At 59.1% G+C, this 2,817-nt stretch carries 3 protein-coding genes and 1 pseudogene; all 4 read left to right on the top strand.

Annotated elements, in window-relative coordinates:
* Nucleotides 1-30: 30 nt before the first annotated feature.
* Nucleotides 31-360: a hypothetical protein gene (locus tag IHE49_RS18310; protein WP_192160643.1), complete on the top strand. Its 330-nt coding sequence runs from the start codon at nt 31-33 to the stop codon at nt 358-360.
* Between the two features lie 101 nt (nt 361-461).
* On the top strand, nt 462-1,151 hold the full coding sequence (locus tag IHE49_RS18305) for a lysozyme inhibitor LprI family protein (protein WP_225578565.1): 690 nt from the start codon (nt 462-464) through the stop codon (nt 1,149-1,151).
* A gap of 31 nt (nt 1,152-1,182) precedes the next feature.
* A complete protein-coding gene (locus tag IHE49_RS18300) occupies nt 1,183-2,490 on the top strand; it encodes a peptidoglycan-binding domain-containing protein (protein WP_192160641.1) in 1,308 nt (435 codons plus the stop codon).
* Between the two features lie 16 nt (nt 2,491-2,506).
* Nucleotides 2,507-2,817, top strand: a pseudogene (locus IHE49_RS18295) (hypothetical protein); the annotation flags it as partial.

Raw genomic sequence — 2,817 nt, 5'->3', positions numbered from 1 at the left:
CCTGCAACGGAATGAACCAGGAGACATGTCATGAAACTTCACGCCCTTTTCGCCACCGTTGCCCTCGGCGCCATCACCAGCTTGGCCACGGCCCCGGTACACGCCCAGGACAACGTCTGCGCCAGCTTCCTCTGCATGGCCGGCAAGACCCAGGGTAAGAACAATGTCCAGGGATGCACCGCCCCGGTCCAGGCGTTCTTTTCCCCCAGCCTGTACATCTACGACGAAGAAGGCATTGACTGGCCCGCCACCGCCGCGAACCGCGAGCAGTGGCTGTCCCAATGCCAAGGCAGCCAGGGCCAGAACTCCGGCATCCTCGCTACCATCATCGCCGAGTACGGCACGCGCGCTTCCGGCTGACCCCCGACAAATGGATGGAGGCCATGGCGGCCGGGCATTGCGAATACCGCCAGATGCCTCCCGCTACTCCGCATGCCACTGGCCCATACGGATCAATAGCCATGCCCACCATGAAACTGCCCCTTCTCGTCTGTGCTTTTGGTGCACTTCTTTTCACAGGGGCGCCTCGCGCCATCGCCGCCAGCTTCGATTGCAGCAAGGCCACCAGCGCAACCGAAACGCTGATCTGCAAGGACGCCCAAACGTCCGCACTGGACGACAAGTTGCAACAAGCCTACAAGGCGGCGCTGGTTGCGGTTGCTCCATCCAGCAAGAAGGCACTGATCGAAGAACAGCGTCACTGGATTACCTACACCCGAAACATCTGCCAGGACGAGGCCTGCCTGCAGCAAGCTTATACGGCTCGCATTGATGTGCTGGCACGCAACGAGAAGGACATCATCAACAAATTGTCTTGCCAAGTACCAGCTGGCGGCACCGATTGCGTCAATGTGGTGGCGTATCGCGACCCAAGCGTCCGGATTCATTCGTTCAATCAGTCTCTCGCGCAGGCGAAGCATTCCGGAACGATCGTCAGTTGCAGCCGGCTGGTCAATTTACCGGTCGGAACAGTCGGAAGTAACAACAGTTTTGGCGGAATCTGCACCCTGCAGTATGGCTCGCAACGCAAGACGGTAGAAATTTGTGACGACGACATGTTCGGGCATTTCGAGTTGCAGGCCGCCGATCCCGGCAATATTTCGGACAAAAATCTGGTCGACTTCACCCGCGAACACTGCTTCGGGGGTTGACCCCTAGCAGCATGGCAAAAGGGAACTTTTCATGCCTGACAACACCAGCATTACACGCGATCAGCTGAGCACGCTTTTCTGGGGCGCGGAATTGGGCGGCGACGCAAAATTGGCCAATCATTTTTCTTACGCCGAGAAGGGACAGAGCACTTATTCGTTCGGCGTGCCGCAATTCGATGTGGGCAATGACGACCACGCACAGAGGTTCTTGAAGGAAAACGGGTTCAGTGCACACGATGTCCAAGATTTGTCAAAGCAAGGGGGCCTGTCGCGCACGGAACTGAACACGCTGGATGCAAAATTGCAGGCGATACCGCAAGCAAAGATCGATCAGTTTACCGATCAGCACCTGGATCGCCTGATCGGAAATGTTGACACGGCCATAGACCAGGTACGCAAGCAGAATCCAGCTGCTGCCGATGCCATCGGTAAAGATCCCAAGCTGCAATTGTCCATAGCCGACTATGAAAACCAATTTGGCTCTGTTGGTCCCCAGCTTGTCGGCTTTCTTGCTGGCAAGCCGGAAAAGCTTCCCGGCGGGACGGTGCAAGCTGGTAATCCGCCAACTCGAAACGATCTTGTGAATTTTGTTCACAACACAAAGTATGGGCAAGATCCGCACAATGCCAAAGCGGTAGAAAGCCGCAATGAACGATTCGATGAGGCGATGGCCACGCTCAAGCTGAGCCCCGCCACGAAAGCGGCAAACCACACTTCCGACAAGGCAACTTCCACCCTCGAACAAGGCGCCCACGGCCAAGCCGTGCACGACCTGCAAACCAAACTGGCTGGCCTGGGTTATCTCGACGCCAAAGGTGTGGACGGCGACTTCGGCATCCACACCCGCCATGCCGTCGAACGCTTCCAGCACGACCACCACCTCACCGTGGATGGCAAGGCCGGTCCCCTGACCCAACAGGCCATGCACTCGGCACTGCGGCAGCACGCCACAACGCACGGCCTGAGCGAACCGAAAAAAACCGATCATGCCTTGTTCGAGCAGGCACTCGCCGGCGTACGTACCCTCGATGCGCACGGCCGCCCCACCGATCAGCAACGCCTCAACCTTGCTGCATCGCTGGCCGCCGAGGCCAAACAGCTAGGCATGACGCGCATCGATCAGGTGGCCCTCGGCGACAACGGCAGCCGGGTCTGCATCGCCCAGCATCCGACATCGCCGATGGAGATGGCGAAGTTTGGTTCCGTCGATACCGTGGCCGCCTTGCAGACGCCGATGGCCCAAAGCTCCGCGATGGCGGCCTCTACACCAACACCGAACATCGCGCCGCAGGCACCGGTCATTCAACCGTCCGCGCCTACCCAGACACTGGCCTTGTGACGAGCGCGCACCACCGATGACTCAGCTGCCTATGCTCGACAACCATGCTTTTCGTTTTGCCTCCGGGCAAGGCGTCATCGTGGTGTTCGCCACTGGCCAGTCGCAGCAGCCGATGATGCTACTGGTGGGCGATTCGCTGCGCGCGGTGGTGATCGTGATGGCCGCCACCTCCATGGGCGCGACCGGCTCGCAGCTGTACTGGACGCTCACCGACGGCACCTCCACCGCCATCGTGGAACTGGTCACCAACAGCAACACCGGCCCCTTCCAGCAGATCGATACCAACCTCGCCGAAATGCAGATCGCCATGTCCACCATCGACACCAT

The sequence above is a fragment of the Rhodanobacter sp. 7MK24 genome (assembly GCF_014842995.1).
Taxonomy (GTDB): Bacteria; Pseudomonadota; Gammaproteobacteria; order Xanthomonadales; family Rhodanobacteraceae; genus Rhodanobacter_A.
The sequence above is the reverse complement of the archived record's forward strand: the minus strand, read 5'-3'. Positions and strand labels throughout refer to the sequence as shown.

Coding starts and splice junctions, on each gene's coding strand:
- IHE49_RS18305 (WP_225578565.1), top strand. CDS start 462: ATGCCCACCATGAAACTGCCCCTTCTCGTCTGTGCTTTTGGTGCACTT.
- IHE49_RS18300 (WP_192160641.1), top strand. CDS start 1,183: ATGCCTGACAACACCAGCATTACACGCGATCAGCTGAGCACGCTTTTC.
- IHE49_RS18310 (WP_192160643.1), top strand. CDS start 31: ATGAAACTTCACGCCCTTTTCGCCACCGTTGCCCTCGGCGCCATCACC.